Annotated in this window: 28 protein-coding genes and 1 riboswitch; all 28 genes read right to left on the bottom strand. The window is 33.8% G+C overall.

Annotation, left to right across the window (positions count from 1 at the left end; genetic code table 11):
• Positions 1 to 199: 199 nt before the first annotated feature.
• A complete protein-coding gene (locus NRK67_03825) occupies positions 200 to 556 on the bottom strand; it encodes a CbiX/SirB N-terminal domain-containing protein (GenBank protein ID UUV17043.1) in 357 nt (118 codons plus the stop codon).
• Between the two features lie 9 nt (positions 557 to 565).
• Entirely contained in the window at positions 566 to 1,540 is a 975-nt protein-coding gene (gene asrC, locus NRK67_03820) for a sulfite reductase subunit C (protein ID UUV17042.1), read from the bottom strand.
• 10 nt (positions 1,541 to 1,550) lie between these two features.
• Positions 1,551 to 2,369 (bottom strand): anaerobic sulfite reductase subunit AsrB, encoded by an 819-nt coding sequence (gene asrB / locus NRK67_03815; protein UUV17041.1) that lies wholly within the window; start codon positions 2,367 to 2,369, stop codon positions 1,551 to 1,553.
• A complete protein-coding gene (gene asrA, locus NRK67_03810) occupies positions 2,362 to 3,366 on the bottom strand; it encodes an anaerobic sulfite reductase subunit AsrA (GenBank protein ID UUV17040.1) in 1,005 nt (334 codons plus the stop codon). Before asrA ends, asrB begins: the two co-directional genes overlap by 8 nt.
• 38 nt (positions 3,367 to 3,404) lie before the next feature.
• Positions 3,405 to 4,169, bottom strand: coding sequence for a formate/nitrite transporter family protein (locus NRK67_03805; GenBank protein ID UUV17039.1), 765 nt, complete (start codon positions 4,167 to 4,169; stop codon positions 3,405 to 3,407).
• Between the two features lie 190 nt (positions 4,170 to 4,359).
• A complete protein-coding gene (locus tag NRK67_03800; protein ID UUV17038.1) occupies positions 4,360 to 5,064 on the bottom strand; it encodes a Crp/Fnr family transcriptional regulator in 705 nt (234 codons plus the stop codon).
• A gap of 29 nt (positions 5,065 to 5,093) precedes the next feature.
• Positions 5,094 to 5,555, bottom strand: a complete 462-nt coding sequence (locus NRK67_03795; GenBank protein ID UUV17037.1) for a bifunctional precorrin-2 dehydrogenase/sirohydrochlorin ferrochelatase — start codon at positions 5,553 to 5,555, stop codon at positions 5,094 to 5,096.
• Positions 5,556 to 5,564: 9 nt separating this feature from the next.
• Entirely contained in the window at positions 5,565 to 6,863 is a 1,299-nt protein-coding gene (gene hemL / locus NRK67_03790) for a glutamate-1-semialdehyde 2,1-aminomutase (protein UUV17036.1), read from the bottom strand.
• Positions 6,864 to 6,939: 76 nt separating this feature from the next.
• The gene (gene hemB / locus NRK67_03785; GenBank protein UUV17035.1) at positions 6,940 to 7,911 is read right to left on the bottom strand and encodes a porphobilinogen synthase; all 972 of its coding nucleotides are present in this window, start codon (positions 7,909 to 7,911) and stop codon (positions 6,940 to 6,942) included.
• A gap of 16 nt (positions 7,912 to 7,927) precedes the next feature.
• On the bottom strand, positions 7,928 to 9,385 hold the full coding sequence (cobA, locus tag NRK67_03780; protein UUV17034.1) for a uroporphyrinogen-III C-methyltransferase: 1,458 nt from the start codon (positions 9,383 to 9,385) through the stop codon (positions 7,928 to 7,930).
• Positions 9,378 to 10,277, bottom strand: coding sequence for a hydroxymethylbilane synthase (gene hemC / locus NRK67_03775; GenBank protein ID UUV17033.1), 900 nt, complete (start codon positions 10,275 to 10,277; stop codon positions 9,378 to 9,380). Before hemC ends, cobA begins: the two co-directional genes overlap by 8 nt.
• Positions 10,262 to 11,260 carry a glutamyl-tRNA reductase gene (hemA, locus tag NRK67_03770; protein ID UUV17032.1) on the bottom strand — a complete coding sequence of 333 codons (999 nt, stop codon included), beginning with the start codon at positions 11,258 to 11,260 and terminating at the stop codon, positions 10,262 to 10,264. Before hemA ends, hemC begins: the two co-directional genes overlap by 16 nt.
• Entirely contained in the window at positions 11,247 to 12,311 is a 1,065-nt protein-coding gene (locus NRK67_03765) for an aminotransferase class I/II-fold pyridoxal phosphate-dependent enzyme (protein ID UUV17031.1), read from the bottom strand. Before NRK67_03765 ends, hemA begins: the two co-directional genes overlap by 14 nt.
• 33 nt (positions 12,312 to 12,344) lie before the next feature.
• The gene (gene cbiB, locus NRK67_03760) at positions 12,345 to 13,292 is read right to left on the bottom strand and encodes an adenosylcobinamide-phosphate synthase CbiB (GenBank protein UUV17030.1); all 948 of its coding nucleotides are present in this window, start codon (positions 13,290 to 13,292) and stop codon (positions 12,345 to 12,347) included.
• Positions 13,289 to 14,026, bottom strand: a complete 738-nt coding sequence (gene cobK, locus NRK67_03755) for a precorrin-6A reductase (protein UUV17029.1) — start codon at positions 14,024 to 14,026, stop codon at positions 13,289 to 13,291. The genes cbiB and cobK overlap by 4 nt, the downstream gene beginning before the upstream one ends.
• The gene (gene cobJ / locus NRK67_03750; protein ID UUV17028.1) at positions 14,023 to 14,754 is read right to left on the bottom strand and encodes a precorrin-3B C(17)-methyltransferase; all 732 of its coding nucleotides are present in this window, start codon (positions 14,752 to 14,754) and stop codon (positions 14,023 to 14,025) included. Before cobJ ends, cobK begins: the two co-directional genes overlap by 4 nt.
• Positions 14,755 to 14,789: 35 nt before the next feature.
• The gene (gene cbiG, locus NRK67_03745) at positions 14,790 to 15,851 is read right to left on the bottom strand and encodes a cobalt-precorrin 5A hydrolase (protein UUV17027.1); all 1,062 of its coding nucleotides are present in this window, start codon (positions 15,849 to 15,851) and stop codon (positions 14,790 to 14,792) included.
• A 33-nt stretch (positions 15,852 to 15,884) separates the two neighbouring features.
• Complete coding sequence (cobM, locus tag NRK67_03740) at positions 15,885 to 16,643, bottom strand: precorrin-4 C(11)-methyltransferase (GenBank protein UUV17026.1); 759 nt, start codon at positions 16,641 to 16,643, stop codon at positions 15,885 to 15,887.
• Entirely contained in the window at positions 16,622 to 17,341 is a 720-nt protein-coding gene (cobI, locus tag NRK67_03735; protein ID UUV17025.1) for a precorrin-2 C(20)-methyltransferase, read from the bottom strand. Before cobI ends, cobM begins: the two co-directional genes overlap by 22 nt.
• A 3-nt stretch (positions 17,342 to 17,344) precedes the next feature.
• The gene (cbiT, locus tag NRK67_03730; GenBank protein UUV17024.1) at positions 17,345 to 17,914 is read right to left on the bottom strand and encodes a precorrin-6Y C5,15-methyltransferase (decarboxylating) subunit CbiT; all 570 of its coding nucleotides are present in this window, start codon (positions 17,912 to 17,914) and stop codon (positions 17,345 to 17,347) included.
• A gap of 50 nt (positions 17,915 to 17,964) precedes the next feature.
• Entirely contained in the window at positions 17,965 to 18,600 is a 636-nt protein-coding gene (gene cbiE, locus NRK67_03725) for a precorrin-6y C5,15-methyltransferase (decarboxylating) subunit CbiE (protein UUV17023.1), read from the bottom strand.
• Entirely contained in the window at positions 18,587 to 19,777 is a 1,191-nt protein-coding gene (cbiD, locus tag NRK67_03720) for a cobalt-precorrin-5B (C(1))-methyltransferase CbiD (protein UUV17022.1), read from the bottom strand. The genes cbiE and cbiD overlap by 14 nt, the downstream gene beginning before the upstream one ends.
• Positions 19,778 to 19,785: 8 nt before the next feature.
• Entirely contained in the window at positions 19,786 to 20,433 is a 648-nt protein-coding gene (locus NRK67_03715) for a precorrin-8X methylmutase (protein ID UUV17021.1), read from the bottom strand.
• Between the two features lie 12 nt (positions 20,434 to 20,445).
• A complete protein-coding gene (locus NRK67_03710) occupies positions 20,446 to 21,345 on the bottom strand; it encodes an ABC transporter substrate-binding protein (protein ID UUV17020.1) in 900 nt (299 codons plus the stop codon).
• The gene (locus NRK67_03705) at positions 21,342 to 22,121 is read right to left on the bottom strand and encodes an ABC transporter ATP-binding protein (GenBank protein ID UUV17019.1); all 780 of its coding nucleotides are present in this window, start codon (positions 22,119 to 22,121) and stop codon (positions 21,342 to 21,344) included. Before NRK67_03705 ends, NRK67_03710 begins: the two co-directional genes overlap by 4 nt.
• Positions 22,118 to 23,116 carry an iron ABC transporter permease gene (locus NRK67_03700; GenBank protein UUV17018.1) on the bottom strand — a complete coding sequence of 333 codons (999 nt, stop codon included), beginning with the start codon at positions 23,114 to 23,116 and terminating at the stop codon, positions 22,118 to 22,120. Before NRK67_03700 ends, NRK67_03705 begins: the two co-directional genes overlap by 4 nt.
• Before the next feature lie 6 nt (positions 23,117 to 23,122).
• Positions 23,123 to 24,040 carry a sirohydrochlorin cobaltochelatase gene (locus tag NRK67_03695; GenBank protein UUV17017.1) on the bottom strand — a complete coding sequence of 306 codons (918 nt, stop codon included), beginning with the start codon at positions 24,038 to 24,040 and terminating at the stop codon, positions 23,123 to 23,125.
• Between the two features lie 146 nt (positions 24,041 to 24,186).
• Positions 24,187 to 24,363, bottom strand: a riboswitch (cobalamin riboswitch).
• Between the two features lie 265 nt (positions 24,364 to 24,628).
• Positions 24,629 to 26,335, bottom strand: a complete 1,707-nt coding sequence (locus NRK67_03690; GenBank protein UUV17016.1) for an ABC transporter ATP-binding protein/permease — start codon at positions 26,333 to 26,335, stop codon at positions 24,629 to 24,631.
• Positions 26,336 to 26,508 lie beyond the last annotated feature (173 nt).

Raw genomic sequence — 26,508 nt, 5'->3', positions numbered from 1 at the left:
ATCAAGTAAAATTGTAATGATTATAAAAATAAAAGTAAAGTTGCATCTAATAGATCTAATTTGGGGGTTTATAACCATTCGTTTATTTATAAATTTGATTTCAAAATTCTATATTTTACTACTATTTTAATGACGCCGCTTACTTATGTGATTTCCCAGATAATAAAAAAGCTCCAGTATTTAAACTAGAGCTTTTTACTTAATTATTATTAATCTTTTCCTCTACAGCTTTTATTACAAGTGAATTAAGTAATAATGAACTCTCCAATAAAAAACTTAAATTTTCCAAACTTGATTCCATCTCTTTTAAAATTCTGGGAATATGTTCTGTAACATGGGATCCATCAGATAAGAAATAGGGAATTACTGTAATTTCTCTAAATCCCTCAGCGTACATAGACCGTATAACTTCCTCTAGTTTTGGGTCAGCCAGAGTTAAATTTGCTCCCCTGACATCTTTTCCTGTACTTTCCCTTAAAATTTTAATCAATTCTTTAAATTTTTCATTTACTTCTAAAACTCTACTTCCATGTCCTACTACTAAGATTCCTCTCATGCAAATCACCTACTTTATTCCAGGATATTTCATACCAGACCAATATACATTATTTTTCATAACAGAATATTCAGGCAGGTCCACACCTTTTAGAGCCCACTTTTTAAACTCCATAAATCCTGTCCTATCTACTATATACCCTATATGCTCTTTTGGCAAGCTTCTATCGATATATTTATCTACATAATCATAAGTATTTTTAATAATCTTTATGATACTAGCTTCATCAGCCCAGATAATCCAGTCTTCGGCTAAACGAGGGTTTCTTTTTCCAGTTCTTCCCATAATAGCTAATCTATAATATTTTTTAGGATCTCTAGTCCAGGCAGATGTAGGACAGTTTAAAACACACTCTCCACACCCTATACATCTCTCATGATCTCTTTGAGGTTTATAGTTAACAGATGTTAACGCCCCTGTAGACAGACCTTTACATTTTTTTACACATCTTCCACAAGATACACATTTGGATGCATCCAGCTTAGGCAGTGTCATCCCAATTATTCCAAAATCATTACTTCTTACTTTCTGGCAGTCATTTGGACAGCCCGTAAGTGCAACTTTAAAATGAAAATCATGAGGGAATATTGATTTTTCAATTTTTTTTGCAAATTCAGTAGTGTTATATTGAGCTTTTAAACATACTTTGTTACCGATACAGGCAGCTATATTTCTTGTTCCTGCTGCTGGATATCCTGCATTAGCATCAACATGATTTATTTCTAATTTATCCATTAAAGGAGCTACCATAAGGTTTACTTTATCTATATCTTCCCACTTTATCCCTAAAATTTCAAATCCTTGTCTGGTGGTCAGGTGGATTCTTCCATCCCCATAAGTATTTGCTATTTTAGATACTATCTCTATTAGATCCCCTGTAATCTCTCCTCCAGGAACTCTCACTCTTAAAGCAGTTACGTCTCTATCTTTACTCACTCTATAGGCATTTTTCTTTATTTTTTTTATATTTATATCCAAAGTCATCTTATCCCCCTTAATCTAAAAGTTTTTTACCCTTTGTATAGTTAAACACAGGCCCTTCTAAACATACATATGTTTCATCTATCTTACAATGACCGCATTTCCCTACAGCACATGACATCTTTCTTTCAAAGGATAACCATATCTTATCTTCAGGTACTCCATGTTTTTCAAATTCAATAGCTGCGAACTTCATCATCATAGGTGGTCCCACAATTACTACTTCTAAATCATCTATATTTGACAGGTCTAGCTTATCTACATGCTGTGTTACAAGGCCCTCATTGATTCCTAGATCACAGGTGTCTCCTTCACACATCTTATCTACAGTAAGTACCAAGTTATTTTCTTCCTGCCAGCTTGTAATCTCATCCTTAAAGATTATACAATTAGTATCTTTAAATCCCAGGATAAGTTCCATCTTTTTAACAGATTTAAACTTTTTGTGAACTGCATTAATCATAGATCTTACCGGACCGCATCCAGATCCTCCTGCTACGATTACCAGATGTTTATCCTTATATTTTTCATCAAATGGGAATCCATTTCCATAAGGTCCTCTCAAGAATAGTGTATCTCCCGCCTTTAGATCAAATAAAACATCTGTAACTTTCCCAACTTTTCTGATTAAAAATTCTATCCATCCCTCTTCTACATTGAATTCTGTCACCGAAATAGGAGCTTCTCCAACTTTAGGAATTGATATTTGAATAAACTGACCGTAGTTGATCTCATCAGCTCTATCAAACTCAACCTTAAAAAGCCATTCTATATTTGTTACCTGTTGAATATCCAAAATTTTATAAGGACTGGGCATATAAATATTATTCATCTTCTCCTCCTAATGCTGCTGTTAATTTTTTTATACAATTTGAAAAAGAAATATATTCAGGACAGGCATCGTCACATCTCCCGCAACCTGTACACATGTGATATCCAAACCTCTTTTTAAAATCTCCAATTTTATGCATAGTTTTAAATCTCATCCTGTCACCATGTTTTTTTCTAAACTCATGACCTCCTGCCATATCTGTAAATCCATCTACATGACATGATGCCCAGACTCTTCTTCTCTCACCTGTATTTTCATTTTCACTGTAGAAGATGTCCTGAGTAGTTGTACATGTACAAGTTGGACAGACAAAGTTACATTTACCACAGGCTACACATCTTTTATCATATTCTCTCCATAGATCCAGATTGATTACATCTTCTAAATTTATCTCATCTGGAACTTTTAATTCAATCTTATTTATAACAACTTTATCTATTTCAAATTCTTTATCTTGTCCCTGGAAATTAGCCTTTAACCCTTCATCTAAGATCTCTAACTCCACTTCATCTTCTCTTATGTTTATTCCCATATGATAGTCTTCAGGAATGTTAGTCCCCATGCTTACACAGAAACAACTATCAAAACCCGTTTTACAGCCCACAACAACAAATTTTATCTTATCTCTTCTTTGGCTGTAGTAGATATCAGAAAATTTATTTTTTAAATAAATTTCATCAAATCTTTTAACACTGTGAAGATCACAAGATTTTAAAAAGACTAAAGTACCTTTTTCCTCTACATCTGGTTCCTTGTATTCCTTCTCTGTAAAATAAAACATCGTTTCCGTCTGCGGCAGTAATATTTCTTTAGGTGAAAAATTAGATTTTTTATCAAACACCATCTCTTCTATAGTTGATACTTCCGCATATCTTACTAAATCTGTATCAGAACATCTCCCAGCAAATGGGAAAAGTTTAGGTGCATATATCTTGTACTTCTTTTCCAATTTTTTCAAACTTTCATTAAAATTTATCTTATTCATTGAAATTTTCAAATTCATCCCTCCAGTTTATTTTTTTTATTTTTTAAGAACTATTTAGACTTTCTGCCCATATACCAATATACCAATCCTATAGCTCCTCCACCTACAACATTACCTAAAGTTACCCAAAGCATATTATGTCCATACCCAGCTAAAGATACTTCAGGACCATGGTTAAGTAACAGACCAGCAGTAAATATAGACATATTAGCTATACTATGCTCATATCCAGATGTAATAAATGCAAATAGACACCAAAATATCATAATTAATTTTCCTGATTCACTCTTCATCTTGATATAAGCTAATACCGCTAAACAAACTAAGATATTACATAAAACACCTTTAAAAAATAAAGATGTAGGATCTCCAGACATCTTAGCCTTTGAAAGAGCTACAATAAATTCTCCTACCTTACCTTTAGGAGCACCACTGAATACATATAACATTCCTATGATAGTAGATCCCACTAAGTTTCCTATATAACTTGTTCCCCATACTTTCAATGTATCCTTTAAAGATACTTTTTTATTTGCAAGTCCTGCACTCATGATCATATTATTTCCTGTAAAAAGCTCAGATCCAATAACTAAAACAAGACTCAGTGCAATTCCAAAACCTAAACCTATAAATATTTTAAAATGTGGACCCATCCCCTTGGTTAACCCACCAATAGTCATTATAAGAAATATCCCCAATCCTACATAAAGTCCTGCCATAACAGATGCTAAAAAATATTTACCCTTACTCTCTTCTATCAGTTTCTTTTTTCCAAATGCCGCATTAGATAATTTTTCCAGTGTTTCTGCATACATATTTTTCCCTCCTAAATATAATATTTTTACCATAGCAAATATTAAAAAAATATCATGTCAGATCAAATATATTTGTGCAAAATATGACTCTTGACTTCCAAATAAGATCAAAATATTTTTTTCACTATAAACTCTAACTGTATTCTAACAAAATATATAAAAAAATAACGTGATACTCATCACGTTATTCTTATCTTCTATAAAATTGTCTGAGTTCCTCTCTTTTTACAAAAATTCTTTTATCTACCCATTTTATATAACCCTGTCCCTCTAATTTTTTTAACTCTCTGGATATGGTTTCCCTGGTGCTCCCCAACATATCAGCCAGGTATGTTATACTTATTTTAAATTCTAACCCTATCCAGCAATCATTTTTTTTACAAGACCGACAATGACTATCTTCGATCTCACAAATCATCCCATGATCCTTTGACAGTTTCCATAACTTAGAGGCCACTTTCTTATCTAGACTTATGGGGACGGTGTTCTTTAACTGCCTGTAGAGTCTCCTGACCTTTCGCCCTGTAGATTGTATTATTCTATATGCAAGTTCAAAATCTTGAGACATTATTTGTTTTAATTCAGCAGCTGAATATTCTAATATCATAGCATTTTCAAAAACTTCAGCATTTATACTTGCAGGGAGTTTATCAAAAATTACTTCATTTATAACTTCTCCGCTCCCCAGTATATATATTATTTTTTTCTGTGCTTTTTGAGTATATCTATGGAGGGTGACTTTCCCAGAGACTATTACATATATTTTTTCAACCTGATCCTTTTCAAAAAAAACAAACTCACCTTTTTTATATTCCTTAACTTTTAATTTTTTCTCTAGTTGATCTATAGTTTCTGGATTTAGACCTTTAAATATTGATAATTGATCTATTTTCATGATCTCCCCCCCATATGATACTCTGTATTTTACTTTTCTAAACTTTTTTCAATCTGCTTTTTTAATTCCAGCGCTCTTTTAGGATCACCTTCATCTGTTGAGACAGCTACCTGGAAATCTTCTCCCCTGTGAACAGCACAAAATCTTGCATTTAGGTCTTCCTTAGTTGTTATATTGTTAACCAAAATATTTTTAGAGTCTCCTAACTCATATATCTTTCTATTTAACTCCTTATCATTGGTAGCTCCTACAACTAAAAACCTATTTTCAATATCACTATCTTCAAATTTTCTCAATGTGAGATTGATCTTTTTTTCCTCAAACAAAAGCCGGATCTTATCCTCTACAATTTGAGGGGTTATTACCTCTATTTCAGCCCCGTAATTTAAAAGTGTTTTTATCTTACGATAGGCTATCTTTCCCCCTCCAACCACAAGGATATCTTTTTTTTCCAGATCCAGTAAGATGGGGAAATATTTTTTTATTCCCATAAAACCTCCCTAAAGAGCTTTTGAAATTTCTATAAATGCTTTTTCCATTGCAGATAAAGTTTCATTTAAGATCTCTTCACTATGAGTTGCTCCCATAAAGTGTGCTTCAAATTTAGAAGGTGGTACTACTACTCCACTCTCTAACATAGTATTAAAATATTTAGAGTATTTAGTCGTATCACTGGCCATTACATCTTCTAATGATTCGACTTTTTTCTTATCTGTAAAGAATATAGTAAATAGTGATCCTGCCTTATTAACACATACCGGCACATTATATTTTTCAGATAACTTATATATCCCCTCTACAATGTAATCTACTTTATTTTCTAAGTCTGTATATAGAGATGGAGTATTTTTTAATATACTCAAAGTTTCAAACCCGGCAGTTACTGATATAGGATTTCCTGATAGTGTTCCTGCATGATATACATCTCCTACAGGTGCAATCATATCCATTATCTCTCTCTTCCCGCCAAATGCTCCTACAGGGTATCCCCCGCCAATTATCTTTCCTAATGTAGTCAGGTCAGGAGTAATCCCATAGTGCTGCTGTGCTCCACCGGCTGCGATTCTAAACCCACTGATAACTTCATCAAAGATCAATACAGTATTATGCTCAGTACATAACTTTCTTAATCCTTCTAAATATTCCTTTTTAGTTTCGATAAGACCCATATTAGCAGGAATAGGCTCTACTATGATACAAGCTATCTCTTCTTTTTTCATTAAATTTTCCACTTTTTCTAAGTTTCCAAATGGCAGAGTTAATGTATCTTTTAATACACCCTCTGTAAGACCATTACTATCCTGATAACCTTCAGTTAATAAACCGGACCCGGCTGCTACTAACAATGAATCTGAATGACCATGATAACATCCTTCAAATTTTAAGATTTTATTTTTCTTTGTATATGCACGAGCTACTCTTACTGCTGCCATTGTAGCCTCTGTACCTGATGTAGTTAATCTTACTTTTTCAATAGAAGGAACCATAGATATGATTAGTTCAGCCAGTTCAACTTCTTTTTTAGTAGGTAATCCAAATGAACAACCATCTAAGACAGCAGCTTGAACTGCTTTTATTACCCTTTCATCATTGTGTCCTAAGATCATAGGCCCCCACGACTGGATAAAATCTATATATTTATTCCCGTCTTCATCTATAACATGAGCTTTATTTGCTGATTTTACAAAGATAGGAAATTCTTTTTCCACCGATTTAAATGCTCTAACCGGACTGTTTACTCCTCCTGGAATTATATTTACCGCTTTTTCGAATATATCTTTAGAATTTTTGTAATTCATAATTTCTCCCCTTTTATTTTTTTAGCCACCAAATTTTTGTACTTGGCGGCTAAATATTTTATTTTAATCTTAATTTTTAGTTCTCTTCTTTCAACCATCTAGCTATATCTTTTGCAAAATACGTAATGATTATATTCGCTCCTGCTCTTTTCATAGCATATGTTTTTTCCATAACTATATTTTTTTCATCTATCCATCCATTTAATGCTCCTGCTTTTATCATTGCATATTCTCCACTAACACTGTATGCAACTACTGGAACTTCAAATGTATCTCTTATTTTTCTAATTACATCTAGGTATGATAGAGCCGGTTTCACTATTACCATATCTGCTCCCTCTTCCAGGTCTGCTCTGGCTTCAGATACTGCATCTATACTAAATCTATAGTCCATTTGATATTGCTTTCTGTCTCCATGTGTAGGAGCTGAATCAGCAGCTTCTCTGAATGGTCCGTAAAATGATGATGCATATTTTACACTATAACTCATAATAGCTAGTTCTTTAAATCCATTTTCATCTAAGATATCTCTTATTGCTTTTATTCTACCATCCATCATATCTGAAGGAGCTACTATATCTGCACCAGCTTTTGCATGGGATAAAGCAATCTTTGCCATATATTCAATAGTAGTATCGTTTATAACCCCAGATTCATCTATGATACCACAGTGACCATGAGAAGTATACTCACACATACAAACGTCAGTTATAACTACCATATCAGGTGAATGTCTCTTGATCTGTCTAACTCCCTCTTGCACAATACCAGTATCATTATATGCTTCTTTTCCAACACAGTCTTTTTCCAAAGGGATTCCAAACAATAATACCGAATTAACTCCTAATTCATTCAATGTATCTAACTCTGCATCTAACATATCCAGTGACATTCTGTACTGCCCCGGCATAGAAGATATCTCAGTTCTTATCCCTGTTCCTTCCTCTAAAAATATTGGATATACCAAATCATCAACACTTATATATACATCTCTCACTAATTTTCTAATTCCAGCTGTTTTTCTTAAATTTCTGTGTCTTTTAAACATTTACTCTTCTCCTTTGTTATAAGTTAGTATAATAATTTTTAACCTCTGTTAATAAACCTTGTGCTGTAGAAGTCTTAGCCTCAATCTCTACTTCCAAACCATAACTTTCGATACTTTTTGTTGTCATCTTACCTATAGATGCTATCTTTATATCAGGGTTATGTTTCTTATCTCCTAAACTCTCTATATATGCATCTACTGCTGATGAACTTAAAAAAGTAATCATATCTACTTCTTTTATTTTATCATCTATATCAGTCGTTATTACCTTTTCTGTTTTAAATATCCTGGTAGCTACAAATCTTCTACCCATCTTTTCAGACCATTCCTCTGTCTTAACAGGTGAAATGTCCGATGTTATAAATAGGATTTTATCCCCTTCTTTTGTAAAGTTAACACTCTCTTCTGCTAACCTTTCTCCCAGATACTTTTCAGGCATAAAATCAGGTTTAATCCTATGTTTTAATAACTCCTCATAGGTTTTGATCCCTACTACACCTATTTTTTTATCTCCCAGGACACGGACATCCTCTAATTTTTCAAAGAAAGTTTTTACCCCGTTCTGGCTGTTAAATAATATTGCTTTAGCATCTTTTATATCCAATTCAATATCTAAAGGCTCTATATTTATAAGAGGCAATACTGTAGCTTTCCCCCCTAATTTTTCTATTTCGTAGGCAAACTCTACAGATTTTTTATAATCTCTTGTAGTTAGTATATTTTTACCAAATAACGGTAATTTTTCAAACCAATTGAATTCAGACCTTAAGTTTACTACCTCTCCAATAATTATAATTGCAGGTGGTACAACCTTTTCTTCCCTGGCTATCTCAACAATAGTTTTTAATGTCCCCTCTACTACCCTCTGTTTACTTGTACTACCTTTTTCTATTATAGCCACAGGAGTTGTAGGAGACTTTCCATATTTAATCAGATCACCGGCTATCAGGTCTAAATTTTTAATTCCCATTAAAAATACTAAAGTTCCTTCTAACTTAGCAATAGCTTCAAAGTTATGCCAAGTTCCCTCTTTAGAGGTATGTCCTGTAAACACATGAAATGAACGAGCTATATTTCTGTGAGTAACAGGTATTCCAGAGTAAGATGGTACAGATATAGAAGATGTGATCCCAGGAACCACTTCAAATTCTATTTCAGCTTCATTTAGAGCTAAGATCTCTTCTCCTCCACGACCAAATACAAAAGGATCTCCTCCCTTTAATCTTGTAACTGTTTTACCCTCTATAGCTTTTTCTACTATAGTTCTGTTTATCTCATCCTGGATAACGCCGCCTTCAGTATTACCTTTCCCTAAATATATCAATTCACATCCTGTTTGAGCTAAAGATAGTATTTGAGGATTTACCAGTCTGTCATAGACAATGCAATCAGCTTCTTCTACACATCTTTTACCCTTTAATGTCAATAATTCTAAATCTCCAGGGCCTGCTCCCACTATATAAACCTTACCCATCTATCTGCCCCCTAATCATCTCAGCTAATTTTACAGCCAGTTCTTTTCCATTCTTTTTGTCTCCAGTTATCTCATCTTTATAGATCTTATCTCCATGGAAATACATCCCCTGTATCTTGATACTCTCTCCATCTATAGTTGCATGGCACCCCATAGGAGTAGTACACCCTCCACCAAATATCTTAGAAAACTCCCTCTCTGCATCGATAACTAAGCTGGTTTCCCTATGATTTATCTTATCCAAGAGTTCCAATGTAAAGTTATCATCTTCCCTGCACTGGATGCATAGTGCTCCCTGAGCCGGTGCCGGCATTATTCTTTTGGGTTCAAATATTTCAGTAGCCAGGTTTTTTAACCCAACTCTTTTTAACCCTGCGTAGGCAAGGATGATCCCGTCAAAATTCTCATTTTTCAATTTTTCTATTCTGGTATGGATATTTCCACGGATAGGTTCTATTACCAGATCAGGTCTCAAGCTTCTGATACTCTCTACCCTCCTCAAACTACTGGTCCCTATTACTGCACCTTGTGGTAATTCATCTAAAGTAGCTCCTGAATTAGTTATTATAATGTCCCTGTTATCTTCTCTCATTGGGACAGCTCCTACTGTAAGTCCCTTAGGAGACACAGCTGGCATATCCTTCATAGAGTGTACTGCTAGATGGATCTCTCCATCTAGCAGTGCTCTTTCAATCTCCTTTACAAACATATCCTTAAGGGATTTATTATCTTTATTCCAGTTGGTCCTCTGATCTTTATCTCCACTGGTAATAATTTTTTTTATTTCCACTTCTAAATTATCACAGCTATCTAACAACATTTTTTTAGTCAGTTCCGCCTGAGCCACTGCTAAAATACTTGCTCTAGTTCCAATAATTATCTTCTTTTGCATCTTAAATCCCCTTTATATTCACAATATTTTAATAAATTCCTTATTTGATCCTCTAATATATACTTGTATTCCTTTAAAAGTTTCTCTCGTTTTTCTTCATTGCCCCTGACTACATCCCACAGATGATCCAAATTATAGAGGTTTATATTTGGATAAGCTTCAATACATGGATCTATATCTCTTGGAACTGCCAGATCTAAAAATATTTTTTCCCTTTCCAGGTCCAACCCTTTTATCTCTTTCTCCAACAATACAGCATGAGGTGCAGAAGTTGCACTGATAATTATATCTGATTTTTCTACCTCAGAATATCTGTCGTCAAAATCAACTATATCTATATCATACTTCTCCTTTAATTCCAATACCCTTATACGGCTCCTGTTTGTCATGACAATATTATTTATGTTATTTCTAGTAAATATATTGAGTATAGCTATGGCCATTTCTCCCGTTCCTACTATGAATATCCTCTTATCATCTAAGTTCTCAAAGTGTCCCTTTATAAATTTTAAAGCTATTGCTTCTAAGGACATAGCATTCTTTGAAACCTGACTCCTATGACGGAATTTTTTACCCACCTCAATAGCTTTATTAAAAATAACATTTAAGGTTTTAGTAGTGCGTTTTTCCTCCAGCCCGTTTAAAAAACTATTTCTCACCTGGGATAAGATAGAATCTTCCCCCTTTATGATAGAATTAAACCCACAGACTACGTCAAATAAATATTTTACAGCTTCGATCCCGCTTTTTTTAACAAACAGAGGTCCTATATTAAATTTTTCTTTTACCAGCTCTATATTTTCAGATTCCATATAGATCTCAACCCTAAGACAGGTCTCAAGTAAAACATAACCTTTAACAATTTCATCTTCTACCAGGCTTTCCATTATTTTTTTAGGACCGCCCTTTATAAATGCTTCCCTCTCTTTTAAAGTAAGATCCTTATGGGTAACTCCCAATATATAAAATTTATTTAATTGCATCTTCTACACACCTCAAAACTTTTATATTATTTATTCTATCCTTTATAGCCAGTCTAAAATATTTGTCATCTAAATAGTTGAAATTGCTGGCGTCTCTGACTAAAACACCCAATGAAATCATTTTTTCTCTAAATTCTTTTACTCCCATTCCAGTCATTAATTTTACCAGGATAAAATTTGTTTCTGTAATATAGGATTTTATACCTTTTATTTTTTCTAACTCCTCATACATGAATCTTTTTTCTTCCCTGATCCAATTCTCTGATTTAGTTATATACTCACTGTCTTCTAACAAAACTTTAGTAGCTAATTCAGCTATTGCATTAACACTCCAAGGTTCCCTGTTTCCCTCTATCTTACACTTTAGTTCCTCATTAAAGGTTATCCCATATCCCAGACGCAATCCAGGTATAGCAAAAAATTTAGTAAGAGCTCTCACAATGAATACATTTTTATGCTTATATTCTACCAGTGATCTATCCATACTTCCATCTACAAACTCTATAAAAGCTTCATCTAAAAGTATACTTACTCCCTTATCTTTACACGATAGAGCCAGGTCATCTAAAATAACCTTATCTATAAATTTCCCTGTAGGATTATTTGGGTTACATACTACCAATAGATCATAGGAATCATCTAAAGTTTTCTTTAATCTCGATATATTCAATATAAAATCTTCTTCTTCTTTTAACTGAAAATAATCAATTTCACAATTTACAGTTTTAAGTGCTCTTTCATATTCTGCAAAGGTAGGAGAGATGATAAGAACTTTTTTAGGTTTTAGGTTTTTAGCATATAAAAACATAATCTCTGTGGCACCGTTTCCTACGATTATATTTTCAACCTCTACTTTATTGTGTTTTGCTATTACCTCTTTCATCTCCAAATAATCTGGATCGGGATATTTTTCCAGGAGATTTAAGTTTTTACCTATCTCCTCCTTCAGTCTGTCAGACAGACCCATCGGATTTATATTAGCACTATAATCCAATACCTCTAAACCTTTTTCCCGTTTTAATTTGTATATGTTTCCCCCATGTAGTTCCATATTTACCTCTCCCTTACCATTAATTATAAATTTTTAGTTTAAACTATTTAGCATGAGTACAGCATAAGCCATCCCCATACCTAGTATAGATGATCCATACATCAGTTTGATATTTCTCTTTATATCCATTAATTCAAACTCTTTTTTCTTATCCCCTATTGTGGGTTTCTCCTTCAGTCTGCCAAAATAACTGGTAGCTCCTCCAAATTGAACCCCTAATGCTCCTGCTACAGCTGATTCAGATTGTGCTGAATTTGGGCTGGCATGATTATATCTGTCTCTAAAAAATACCTTCCATGAATTTTTAAAATCATACCTAAGAAAGAATGCCGATATAGGGATAAGTAACCCTCCGGTTAACCTGGCAGGAATCACATTAGCCACATCATCTACACGGGCTGAAAACCATCCAAAATCTTTATACTTTTCATTTTTATACCCTACCATAGAATCCAATGTATTAATAGCCTTATATCCCATTGCTAGGGCCACTCCAAGGGGAGTTGCAGGTGCTATTAAATATCCTACTACCATAAAAAATAATGGTGATATTATTCCGTCCACCGTATTTTCAGAGATAGTTTCCATAACACTTCTGACGATATCCTTCTCCTGCATATAGCCGGTATCACGGCTGACTAAGTAGGAAAGCTCCTTTCTTGCCAGCTGCATATCTTTTTTCTTCAATATATTAAATACTTTCACTCCCTCAAGAGCCAGCGATCTGGTAGCAAATATAGTATATATCAGATAGATCTCAATTATCTCCAGATAACCTGAAATTAGATATGTTACACCAATAGTCAATCCTACAACTATTAAATTTAATATTATTCCGCCTATTTTTTTATATTTATATAATATTTTTTCTAAAAAAGTAATGATTCTCCCTATTACTACCACTGGATGTAATAAACTCCTGGGATCTCCAAATACAAGATCTAGAATAAATCCAGTCAATATTATATTTTCAACTCTCATTTAATCGCTCCTATCAGATCATCTATCTCATTATAAAGGTTTCTATACTGAACTATAGGTCTTTTTAAAACTACTACCCTAACTCCTAAGTTAGAAGCTGCTTCTACTTTTTCCAGCTCCCCACCTGTGGCACCGCTCTCCTTGGTTACGACATATTTTATATCATAATTTTTGTAGATAGCCTCGTTGAAGGTCGTATTAAAGGGCCCTTGAAGACCTAATATCTGTGAGGGTCTAAATCCTGCATCCTCACATTTTTTTATGGCGTATTCAGTAGGAAGTACCCTGATATAGATAGATTTTTTGTTTTTTAAATCTTTAAACTTATTGATGTTATTACTTCCTAAAGTAAGTAATATATTTCCCCTTACACCCTCTAAAAAATTAATTAACTCCTCTAAATTATAAAAACTATTCTCTTTTTTATATTCTAACATACTTCTTTCGTATCTATAATATGGTACTCCTAAAATTGTTGATAATTTAAGTAAATTATTAGAAATCTCTATGGCATAGGGATGGGTAGCATCTACTATTTGAGTTATATTCATCTCATTAGCCAGATTCTCCAGACCTTTTAGATCCAATCTTGCTACCCTGACTTCTAAATCTAAGTGAGAGATCAGCTGGCCCCCATACTCTGTAGCTGTAGTCACTATGATCTTATGCTTATCCCTTAAAAGCTTTTCAGCTATTACTCTGGAATCTTTAGTTCCTCCAGCAAGTAAGATCAAAGTTTATACCCTCTAGGTGTTATCATTTTCCCATTTTTTACATAAGTTTTAGAGTTTCCTACTATTACCACAGTAAACATATTTATCTCGTGGTTTAACATATCTTCCAATGTAGTTATAACATGCTCTTCTCCGTCTCTTTTGGCATTTCTTACAATTGCTACAGGAGTATCTTTCTTTTTATGTCTTAACATAATCTCCCTTGCTTCTACAATTTGAGTAGTTCTGGAAAAACTCTTAGGGTTATAGTATGAAATTACAAAATCACCTTGAGAAGCTAAATCTATTCTCTTTGTTATTAACTCCCAGTCAGTTAACAGGTCACTCAGACTAATCGTTGCATGATCGTGCATTATAGGAGCTCCTACAACACTTGCTCCAGCATTAGAAGCTGTAATCCCCGGTACTATCTCTACCTCAATATCACTGTCTAAAGCTACCTCTAACATAATTCCTGCCATTCCATAGACTCCTGATTCACCACTACTGATTAAAGCTACAGTTTTCCCGCTTTCAGCAAGTTTTAATGTTTCGTTGCATCTGTCTATCTCTTTTTTCATAGCAGATCTGATTAGCTCCTTTTCAGGAAACATATCTTCTACCAATGAAATATATGTCTTATGTCCAATTAATATATCCGATCTATTCATAGAATCAAAGGCTTTAAAACTCATATTGTCCTTATTTCCAGGCCCCATTCCAACTACATATATTTTTCCTTTTTCCATAATATATTCTCCTTTGACTATATCCTAATTATTTTTCATTCTTCATATATTGATACCGTTACACCATTATATCTTTTCTTCTCTTTTATAAATTTACCACTTCTATTACTAGACAGATATGCTACAGGAGCAGATACACATCTCACTCCTATAGTTTTTTCTACAAAGTCAGAACCTTCATAGTTATCCTGGATAGGCTTTATCTGCTTCCTGTCTATAACTATCAATTTTTTTCCTAACTCCTCACAGACTTCTAATAATCCAACTTCATCTGCTTTTACATCTACAGTAGCAATATGTTTTATGCTATCCATATGCAGGTTACACTCTTTCATAGCTAGTTCTATACCATCTAGTATGATTTCAGAAGGTGTGTCCCTTCTGCACCCAATCCCTAATATTATATTTTCAGGGATTATTTGCGTCATCTTGATATCCAGCCTGTTAGATGTAACAATTATTCCGGAAGTCTGTTCATCTGTGCTATCTTGTGTGTCCTCTGTTTCTAAGTTTATACAATCTTTCTCTGATCTTTTTCTATCTATTATATCTACTGCTATATTTCTAGGTAACCTCAGTTCCACCCTTTCCCCATTGACTATGAGAGCAGTTAGATCTTTAGCACTTTCAAGGTTCCTCAGGTGTGCCTTTAACTTCATAGCTATGGTATCTACCGCTATACTTCCAGACACATCTGACGCTGTGGAAATAACCGGGATTCCCCCTATATTTTCTGCAATCATAGAAGCCAATTCATTAGCTCCTCCCAAATGACCAGAAAGGAGTGATACGATAAACTTTCCATCTTCATCACTTGTAATTACAGCAGGATCTACATCCTTACTTTTTAGGAGAGGGGCTATAGTTCTCACTACTATCCCACTTGCCATGACAAAATATAAACTGTCATAACTATCAAATATCTTAGAGACAGTGTCTTTAAATCCATTCTCCATAGGGATAGTTTTATCATCACTGTATTTTGATAATGTAAATACATCTATAGTTTTAAATCTATTTGTAGGAGTAAGCAGGTCTTTTATCTCAATACCTTTTCTAGTAGCCTTTTTAGTTAATGTGATAATAGCTAACCTCATAGCTAACCTCCTTCTGTATACTAAAAATTTATTTTATTTTATTCCTTCTCTGTATTCATGGGTAAAGTGCTTATCATATAATTTTGATTTCGAGTATTCATCACCCATAAATCTTCCCACTAAAATTTGAGCTGTTTTTGTGATATTTGCCTTTTCTACTTTTTCTGCTATATTTTCTAATGTTCCCATTACTATCTTCTGATCTTCCCAAGTAGCTCTTTGAATTACTGCTACTGGTGTATCTAGATCATAGTGAGACAATAACTGATCAACTACCTTGTCTATCATCTGTACCGATAAGAAGATTGCCATAGATGTCTTATGGGAAGCCAGCAGTTCTAATTTTTCTAATTCTGGAACCGGTGTTCTTCCTTCCATCCTGGTACAGATAACAGTTTGAGATACATCTGGAAGAGTAAACTCTTTTTTTATAGCTGCAGCTGATGCTAAGAAAGAACTGACCCCTGGGATAACTTCAAATTCTATATTGTGGCTGGCTAATATATCCATTTGTTCCCTGTGAGCTCCATAGATAGCAGGATCTCCTGTATGTACTCTGGCTACCATCTTACCATCATTTATAGCCTTTACTGTTACTTCTATTACCTCATCTAAGTTCATAGAAGCACTGTTATATACCTCTGCTCCCTCTTTATGACATTCAATTACCTGTCTCGGTACTAGTGACCCTGCATAGATAATAACATCAGCTTCTTTTACCAGTCTTTGTCCCTTTACTGTGATTAATTCCGGATCTCCAGGGCCTGCTCCTATGAAAAATACTTTTGCCATTGTCTTACACCACCCTTTTTAAGTAATATAGTCGTGAAATATGAGATATCATCACGAGTGATATTTTCTAGATCATAATAAATTTTTTCTGAATCTTTCCCACAATTAGAGATTAAAACTACATTATCCATATTTCCAGTTTCTCTAAAAGCTTCTTTTAATCTCTCTAAATTTCTAGTAACTTTCATAAAGACTAAGTTGTCTGCTGATTCTATCTCTTTTACCAAATCTGTTTCCTTTGCAATAGGAATAACTTTTAGTGTTTCATCTCCCATAAGTAAAGGTGTTCGGAGTCTTGAAGTTATAGAAGCAAATGAAGTGATTCCAGGTATAGATTCAACTTCTATCTTATCTTCCAATAGCTCCATTGCGTATACAAATGTACTAAGGGTCATAGGATCTCCAATAGTTATAAATGCTATATTTTTCCCCTCTTTTACTAATTTATTTACAATTTTTGAATATTCTAATCTATCATCTTCACGTATTTTATCGTTATCTACAGTTGTAAAGTCTAAAAATACCTTCTCGATATCTTCCTTCATATATCCCTTTGCGATCTCAAATGCTGTACTATAGTTTTTTGTATTTGCACGGGGTAAGATAACTACATCTGACTCTCCTAATGCTCTTACAGCTTTCATCGTTAACATCTCCGGATCTCCTACACCTACACCTATTCCATATAATTTTGCCATCTTTTATTTACTCCTTTTGGCTGATATAATATATATCGGGTTTTCACCCATCATCATATTGTATCTACCTATTTTTTTATTTCTTGCTATATTTATATTAACTACTTCTATCTCACAAAATTTAAGTTGTTCTAATCCTTTCATAGCTTCACTCAAACTTTCTAAAGTTATAGTATTTATAACCACCTTTGCGTCTTCTCTAGAGTGGCCCAGGAACCATTCCAAAATAGTTTCTAAGTTTCCCTTAGATCCTCCTATAAACATCCTGTCTACACAGATATCAGGGATATCCATTGGAGCCAGTCCCTCTATAAGTTCATAATTTATCACATTAAACTTTACCAGATTCTGCTGAATTACTTCTATTCCATCAGGGTTTACCTCTATCCCAAAAACTTTGCCTTTTGGCGCAAAGTTAGCGGCTTCTATTCCGACACTGCCGGATCCTGCTCCTACATCGACCAAAACACTATCTTCTTTTAGATCTAGCTTTGCTATAGATATACACCTGACTTCCTGCTTAGTCATAGGTACCTTTCCGCGGATAAATTCTTTATCTTCTATATGAACCATTATCTTATCCTCCTTTTCCTATTGTGTTGCCTATAAGGCTCCTTTCTTCATTAGGAAGAAAGAGTGTCGGGTATTACTATTACTACATTTATATCAAAAATAATCTTTAGATCTGCCATCTCTTTTAAACTGAGTTTTGTTATTCTTTCATCGTCATAACTTAGTTTTTCTCCTACAAATATAGTCCCTTTTACTTCATTTTTTAATAAAGTTTGTGCGATTGCCTGGGGAGTCATCTTATTATCTGTAAGAAGCCCAGCTTTTTTCCCCTCTTTTATGGGAGTAATGTAATCGCATTCCCTGCCGTGAACACTAGCAATAAAAGTATCTTCATAGGAATAACCTATTGCAGAAAACATATACTGCATAGAGGAGATTCCTGAAATAATATTTAAGTCTTCTATCTCAAAATACCTTTTCATAAAGGGAACCATACTATAAAATCCTGTATCCCCGGAAACTATAAGAGAGATTCTTTTATCTCTATTTTCTTTGATATAGATAGATAACTGATCTAAATATCTGTCTATATACCGGATTTCTTTTCCTTCAGCAAGGGCTCCTAAAGATTCTATATTTCTTCTGCCTCCGATCAATATATCGGATTTTTTTATATATTCTTTAGTGACAGGAAGGATGTATTTTTTATTCCCGGGGCCTAACCCCAATATATTAATTTTTTTCATAGTTGTTCTCCATATAGTTATCCACCATCCTATTAAATCCATCTGTTCTGGCTAATTCACCATGATCAAAGGAAAAAGTCAATACCTCGACCTCCACTTCATCGAAAACTCTCTTTTCACATTTCTGCTTAATTTTTTCTGCAATTGTTTTGTTGGTTTCCTTTAATTTTAGATAGGATAATCCCTCTTCTGTAGTATTAGCCTCTATAATTTTAATTACATCTTCTGGATCTTCTCCTGCTAATAGGGCATTGGCTCCTAATATTTCCATCCTGGCATCAGATATTTTTGAATGGGTATGAAATATCCCCCCGGCTACCTTGATGAGTTTTCCTATATGTCCCACTAAAACTATTTTTTTATATCCCAATACTTTTATATTATCCAAAATAAACCCCATAAAATTACTGATGATGAGTATCTTTTTAGGATCTATCTTCAGTTCCTCAACCAAGAACTTTTTCCCATAGTTTCCAGGAGTAATAATTACTGTGTCTTCCGAGTATTCTTCCAGGAGCATCTTCAATTCTATGACTATAGAGTCCCGCCAAGATTCCTCTGACATAGGTTTTACTATTCCGGTAGTCCCTAATATTGATATCCCGCCTAATATTCCAAGTTTAGGATTAAAGGTCTTTTTTCCTATTTCAACTCCCATTGGAATATCTATAGTAACCTCGACCTTTTTCCCTTGAGGCAGGACCTTTTCTACCTCATAAAATATAGTCCGGACAGGAACAGGGTTTATTGCTGGTTTTCCTATGACTACCTGCAATCCTTTTTTTGTAACTCTTCCTACACCTATTCCGCCACATAGGGATATATTCTTTTTTTCATTGATAAAGTTATCTCCCCTGTCTTCTATCTTCTCATCCTCTAAAACTTCCCTGACAGTGGCAAATATCTCTATCTTGTCGGTAGCGTCTGGATCATCTCCCCCATCTTTTATAATACTGGTTTTTACATATCTATAATTATCGATAACCCCTATTTCAATGCTGTTTATATCCAAAGTTAAATTCCATCCCTTAGGAGTTTCTATCTCTATGGTGGATAGGTCTTCTTTTTGAAAATGTATCTCTACAGCACTCTTACAGGCTCCTGCTGCAGTTGAGCCGGTAGTATAGCCATACCTCATCTTTTTTCCGTTTTGGACTGTATATTTATCTAATTTCATAATTAAAATTATTCTCCTAAAAATCCTTTTCTATCATACATATCATATAAAATACCATGGAATGTAGCTACTGCTACTGTACTTCCACCCTTTCTACCCCTGGTTACAATATAAGGAATATCCAGTTCTCTCAGCCTTTCTTTGGAATCTTCAGCACCTACAAATCCAACTGGTACTCCTACTACAAGATTAGGTCTGTATCCCTTTTCAACAGCTTCCATCAGTGTGAATAGAGCTGTAGGAGCGTTCCCGATTAAGAATATCTTTGTTTTTTCATCTTTTATCGCTTTTTCCATTCCTACTATAGAACGAGTCAATCCTCTTTCCTTTGCCTCTATTACTACTTTCTCATCTGAAACCAGGCAATAAGCACCTACATTCCATTTTTCCATAGTTTTTTTACTGAGACCATTTACAATCATATTGGTATCACAATATATCTTACTTCCCTCTGCAATGGCTTTTTTTCCGCTTTCTATTGCATCTTTTGATATCTCTACTATATCAGCATACTCAAAATCAGCAGTAGTATGGATTAATCTTTTTACAATTTTTAACTCATCTTCTGTAAACTGCTTCGCTTTTTCACCTAATTCATTGGTGATTATCTCAAAACTCTTATTTTCAATTGCCATAGGCTTTTTTACATAACTCATTTTATCCCCCTGTTAAAAATATTTTGGATAAACAACATGTCCAATTTCTTTTATCCCGTCTAATAGTCCATTTGTTGGTCTCGATACACTATATTCATCTATTATATAGATTTCATCTTCCCTTACTGCTCTTATTGCTTTATAACCAGGTGCTTTTTTTATTATATCCACAGTGGGCCTGTTCATAGCTCCATACTGTGCTAAATATACATCTATTTTTTCCCCCCGGGCTAATAATAACTCCTTAGGGAAATCAGCTACACTAGATCCTTTTTTTGCAGGAATAGCATCATAAGCTATATTCTCTATATCCAATACTCCTAAAATATAAGCCGGTATTCCATCTAGTGAAGTTGTTTGATTGGTCTTATGTCTAGCTTCGAAGAACACTGTTTTTCTTTCATTACTAGGTATTGAGTCAGCCTTTTTCTTTAACACAGCCAGATTCATATGAAAATCATCTGTATATTGGATCGCTTCCTTTTCGTGGCCGCTTAGTTTACCCAATGTCAGCCAATAGTTATCCAATTCCTCAAATTTTGTAGGTTTTATAGTTACTACAGTCAGGTTTGCGTTTTTTAGTGATCTTATTAGTCCGCTAAACCTGTCTCTGATCATAGGTCTTATTAAGATTAAATCCGGTTTTGCAGATATAAATTTTTCTACACTGTCCTTATATGAGAAAACCTCTATTCCCAGACCAGCATTACTTTTATCTACTCCTACCAAGTTTTCCTCAGCACCTATATTTACCAAAACATCTGTATGAGCCCCATAGAGGGATATTATTCTTGTATGGGGGGTTGTCAGATCCACTTTTTGCCCGGATTCACTTATTATCTCTTTATTAGAAGCAAAACATAGGTTTATCATAAAAATAAAGATCGATAATAACTTCATTATTTTAATCACTCTAAATCACCTCCTAATTTTGGGAATACAAATGTATTCTTTTCTGTTTTATATTTTTCCCATCCTATTTTAAATACTTCTTCTAATTTTTTTGAATTAAATACATCTTGGGTTTTCCCACTGGCTATAATCTTTCCCTTTTCCAATAAGAGGATTTCATCACAATAAAGTGAAGCTAAATTAAAGTCGTGAAATACTCCTATAACTGTGGTTTGTTCCTCTACCACTCTTTTCCTTACAAGGCTCAGTAAAGTATGGGAATAATAGGGATCTAAATTCGAAGTTGACTCATCTAAAAATAAAATAGGTGTCGTCTGAATCAATGCCTTTCCAAATATAACTCTTTGTTCTTCACCACCACTAAGGGTAGTTATTTCTTTATCTAAAAATTCTTCTAACCCTATTTCCTCTACAACCTTGTCAATAATCTCATAATCTTTTTTCTGAAGGCTGAAAAACTTTTTCTTATAGGGATACCTTCCCATCTCCAATATGTCGGAAACAGAAAAAGGAAATACTATATCAAATTTTTGTGGTACTATTGCAATTTTTTTTGCTAACTTCAGATGAGAATATTCCTTTAATTCCTTCTTTTCTATATATATTTCAGATTCTGTAGCATTTTTATACCCGCTTAAAATATCCAAAAAAGTAGTCTTTCCGCTTCCATTTGGTCCTAATATTCCATAAAATTTACCCTTTTCAAATTTAAAAGACAGGTCATCTAAAATTTTAGTTCCATCTATAGAATAATCTATTTTTTTTATATCTATCATCTCAGATTCCCTCCTCCCATCTTTTTCCTAAAAATAAGAGCAAAGAAAGGTGCTCCTAACAATGATGTGATTACTCCTACAGGAATATCATTGGGCAATACTACCCGGACTATGTTATCAGCAGCTCCCATAATAACTCCGCCCCATATAGCACAGCCTATAATTAATTTTTTGTTGTCTGTCCCCATAATAAACCGGAGAAGATGTGGAACTACCAGTCCTACAAACCCTATTATCCCGCAGGTAGAAACTGCTACCGCCGACAAGATCGAGCTGACAATCAATAATATCCTCCTGATCTTACTGGGATTTATCCCCAAAGAGATAGCACTTTTTTCTCCCAAAGCCAGGATATTTAAGTCTTCCGCATAATAACAAAAAAATACGAATCCAAAGACCCATATTGCACTCAGGATGCTGACCTCCATCCAGGATTTACCGGTAAAGCTCCCAAGCAGCCAAAATATAATGGCTCCTACACCTTCGTCAGCCAGATATTTTAAAAAACTTAATCCTGCTGAAAAGAAAGCTCCTATTATTATCCCTCCTAATATTATAGAAGTAGGATTCATCTTTCTTTCAAAGGAACCCATCTTGATAACAACTGCCAAACAGAGTATTGCAAATATAAATGACACTATATGTGTGCTAAAAATTCCAAAAATTGTTATATTCAGAACTATAGCCAGTGCTGCACCAAATGAAGCACCACTTGAAATTCCCAATGTATATGGATCAGCCAAGGGGTTTAATAAAACCCCTTGAAATACCAATCCGCACATAGATAAAATTGAACCTATTAAGATCGAAGTGAGGATCCTCGGTAATCTCACTTCATGGATAATATACCAATTAGGAGCTCCCTCCCCGCCTTTTATACTCTCTATTACTTCCTTTAATGGAATTTTTATATATCCCATTTGAAGGTAGAAGAATATTGAAAGGATTAATAGTATTATTCCAATTATTGTCCATAATTTAAAATGCTTTTTCATAGATTTCTACGGCTGCATCCCATTTGCATATTTTTTCTTTTTAGCTAACATATTTTCTTCCACATGAGTTAACCCAAACTCTGCATGTTCAACATATATCTTTCTGATCCCTTTATTTTCTCCTAATCCAACCATATGAGCTTTTACAGTAAATCCATTTTTTTCTAACTCTTCCTTCATATCTACAGCAATATCATTTTTGGCATGATCTCCTGCAACAATCATAAACGGATATAATTCTACCTTTTTAATTTTTGCCTTCTTTAAACTGGCAATGACATCATCTAATTCAGGATATCCTTCTACAGTTCCTAAATATGCATTTTCAATACCTTCCTGGTGGAATACATGTTCCAACATAGCATAGGCAGAGTTTCCAGGATGGTGGGTTCCATGCCCTATAAACACAACAGCCTCATCTTTCTTTAAATTTTTATAAGTTGGCTTTAACGCCTTAACAACTTCTTTATAATCCTCAACACTTGTAAGTAATGGAGTACTTACTTTTAACACCTTAAAGTCTCCCTTATAACTTTCTACTTCCATTTTTAATGTCTCTGATTCAATGGCATTCATAATATGAGTACCTTGTACCAATACATGGGTATATCCGTCTTTTTTTAATTTTTTCAATGCTTCACTGGGGTTATCATAGATAATCCCTTCTTTTTCTTTGATCCTTCTCATAACTATTCTGGAAGTAAAAGCAGTAACTACTTTAAAATCCGGATAAGAACTTTTAAATTCTTTTTCTAGTGCACCTATAGTTTTTTCCCTGGTTTCAGGAAAAGTTGTCCCAAAACTTACCAGCATTATTGCTTTCTTTTCACCTTTTTTCAGATCAAAATCGTTTGATTTTCCTCCATTGGCAAATAAAGAGATCCCCATTGTTAACATCACTAATACCACTAACACTTTTTTCATTTTTCTCCTCCTAAATATAATTTTGAGAATAAAAAGTAAGATAACGCTGCATCTATTTCGTGTAAAAAAAAAGTTCCCTAAAACTTAGGGAACCAAAACATTTTGTACAGCAAAAGATACAAATGTCTACATCCTCGTCCTCGCAAGTTCGTAAAAATTAATCTGGCAGGTCTCCTGACTTGACTTCATTCTACTCATAGCCCTTCCCAAATTGCTTCAGTGGTATACTATTTTCGTCTGTCTTACAGTGGCGGGACCGTGTAGGATTTTCACCCACTTCCCTTTTAATCGATACAAATCGAACCAAGATTATATTTTATTAAATTGTTATTAACTTTATACCATGTTTGCTTTGTTTTTACAACGTATTTCTTTTAATTCAACATTAATTTTTTTAATTTAAAATTAATGTTTTTTAATAAAATACAGCTGCTTTTTATATCGATTAAAAGTTCAATGTATATCATAGATTATATTACTTTAAAATCTTTTCTTTTGCCGCCTATTAAAACCTATAAACTCTAACTTTAGTTTCCTTTTTAGATCAAAATTGGGAAACTATCCAAAAGAGAGTCATTGGTTACTTGTTTAACGATAAAGTTTAGCATAAGACCCCTCTAATTTCAGCAGTTCCTCATGGGTTCCGGTTTCTACTACTCCCTCTTTATCCATAACCACAATCCTGTCGGAATTTATGATAGTTGACAGCCTATGAGCTATCGTTATGGTAGTCCTGTTTTTAGATAGTGTCATGAGGGCTTCCTGAATTAATTTTTCCGTAATATTATCCAGTGATGCCGTAGCTTCATCCAATATTAATATCTTGGGATTTTTTAAAAATATTCTGGCTATTGAGATCCTTTGTTTTTGTCCTCCTGAAAGTTTTACTCCCCTTTCTCCTACCAGGGTATCAAATCCCTTTGGTAAACTAATTATAAACTCGTATATATTCGCTTTTTTAGCTGCATCCGTTAACTCTTCTTCAGTAGCATCCAGCTTCCCATACCTTATATTGTCCCCTATGGTTCCTCCAAACAAAAATGCCTCCTGGGGAACAATCCCTATGTTTTCCCGGAGAGAAATTAAATTTATCTTACTTATATCCATCCCATCTATGGTAATCCTTCCAGAATCGATGTCATAAAACCTTGGAATCAGATTTGAAATAGTTGATTTTCCTACACCACTGGATCCTACTATGGCTATATTTTCCCCAGGTTCTATCTTTAAATTAAACTTATTTAAAATTAAAGATGATTTTTTATAGGAAAAATTTACATCCTGGAGCTCTATCTCTCCTTTTATCTCTTTTAAAACTAATGGATTTTCCATCTCTTTTATCTGTGGAGTTATTCCCATCATCTCCTGAAACCTTCTATATCCTGCCATTCCTTTTTGATAACTTTGAACTAAGATCATCATCTTTCTGATAGGCTCCATAAATCTATAGGAATACAGTAAAAAACTAATCAAAATACCATAGGTTAACTCACCGTGTAATATTAAATAACCTCCGTAAAAAACCACTATAAATTGCATAAGATTCATAAATATATGGATTCCTGAGAAGAAAACAGCAGTAGTTTTATAAGTTTCTTTTTTAGCTTCTTGAAATTCCTGGTTTTTTTCCTCGAATTTATCTATTTCATAATTTTCATTGTTAAACTGTTTTACTATCCTGATCCCGCCGATGCTTTCCTCCACACAGGAATTTATATCTGCTATTTTTTTTCTGGTTTTGGCAAATGCCATCTTCATCTTCCATTTTTGAGTAATAGAAAAGTAGATCATAAATGGTAAAACTGAAAATATAACCAAGGTCAATTTCACGTTTAAGCTGAGCATCAATGCAAATGCTCCTGCTAACCTAATTACAGCAATAAAAAGATCGATAGGACCATGATTAGCTAACTCCGATATTCCACTCAGATCATTTACTAATTTTGACATAATTACCCCAGTTTTATTGTTGTCAAAATAACTAAAAGATAATTTTTGAATATGGGAGAAGAGTTCTTTCCTCATCCTGGTCTCTATCTTAATTCCCAGAATATTTCCATAATATAACTGACAGTAGCTTACAGCATATCTCAGTAAGTACATGAATATTAACCCAACAGATATATAATAAAATGTTTTCAGGTCTTTTGCCGGGATTACTTTATCGATTACTATCTGAATTACTTTTGGAAAAATTAAATCCAATGATGCAAGTAGTACAGCACAGGTCAATGTAAATATCAGTAATTTAATATGGGGTTTATAATATTTTATAAATGATTTTAATTCGTTCATTTTAGCTCCTATATTTTAATTTTATATTATTTAATTATCGGTCTTTTTAGAAATAAGATGATATTTTACTCAAAATCATCTTATCATATCTTCTAAAATAAAACTACATCCTCTCTTTATGAACAAAAAAAGGGAGAAATTTTCTCCCTAAGATTTTTACTATTCATATCAGC

The sequence above is a fragment of the Fusobacteria bacterium ZRK30 genome, from assembly GCA_024628785.1.
In the GTDB taxonomy this organism is placed as follows: Bacteria; Fusobacteriota; Fusobacteriia; order Fusobacteriales; family Fusobacteriaceae; genus Psychrilyobacter.
The sequence above is the reverse complement of the archived record's forward strand: the minus strand, read 5'-3'. Positions and strand labels throughout refer to the sequence as shown.